This window comes from Oleiphilus sp. HI0043 (assembly GCF_001634935.1).
Genome location: NZ_LWEY01001023.1, coordinates 1 through 659 on the forward strand (window position 1 = coordinate 1; position 659 = coordinate 659).

Genomic DNA, 659 nt, shown 5'->3' on the forward strand with positions numbered 1-659 from the left:
TCTAACGCTGCTCATGATGTCCAAATAGTGGATTACCACTAAATATGAGGTAAATTATGATTCCTTCAAATCGCATAGCAACACACCCAGGAGTTATTCTTCTCAAAGAGTTTCTAGAGCCTCTTGAGGTAACTCAAAAAGCATTGGCATTACATCTAGGCGTTCCTATACAGCGCATAAATGAAATAGTGCGTGGTAAGCGTGGGGTAACCCCTGAAACTGCATGGCTATTATCAGAGTCTTTTAATACGTCACCTGAGTTTTGGCTTAATTTGCAGTCAGTTCATGACTTATCAGCAAAACGGCCAGAAAATCATATTCAGCCCCTACAAGCAGTAGGCATATAACCAAGTAATCTTGCGGAACTTCGTGGGCTGTCACCTTGTTTGCAAAAACACGCAAACAAGCCGCCATTCCACTCCGTCGCGCAAATTGCGGCGTTATATGCGCAAAAGTACCAAACACTTGTACGCGGTTTTCTTAGTTTTGTGCAAAGATGGCCTTCTTATAAAGTCAGGTTATCATCAAGGTTCAGTGTTCTAAAAATTAGTTTTTTGCTCAGCGTAATCGGGTCACTTTGATGGGTGGTTTCGTTGACAGTTCAGGTAAGAATTTAGGGTTTATCGTGGTCAAAATCAGATAAACAAAATAAAAATTAT

At 40.7% G+C, this 659-nt stretch carries 1 protein-coding gene; it reads left to right on the forward strand.

Features of this window, described 5'->3' with window-relative positions:
• Positions 1 to 56 precede the first annotated feature (56 nt).
• On the forward strand, positions 57 to 347 hold the full coding sequence (locus A3729_RS10900) for a HigA family addiction module antitoxin (RefSeq protein WP_068511195.1): 291 nt from the start codon (positions 57 to 59) through the stop codon (positions 345 to 347).
• The last annotated feature ends 312 nt before the right edge of the window (positions 348 to 659 follow it).

What these genes read in the sequence shown, in the direction of transcription:
- A3729_RS10900 (WP_068511195.1), top strand. Translation starts at nt 57, where the DNA reads ATGATTCCTTCAAATCGCATAGCAACACACCCAGGAGTTATTCTTCTC.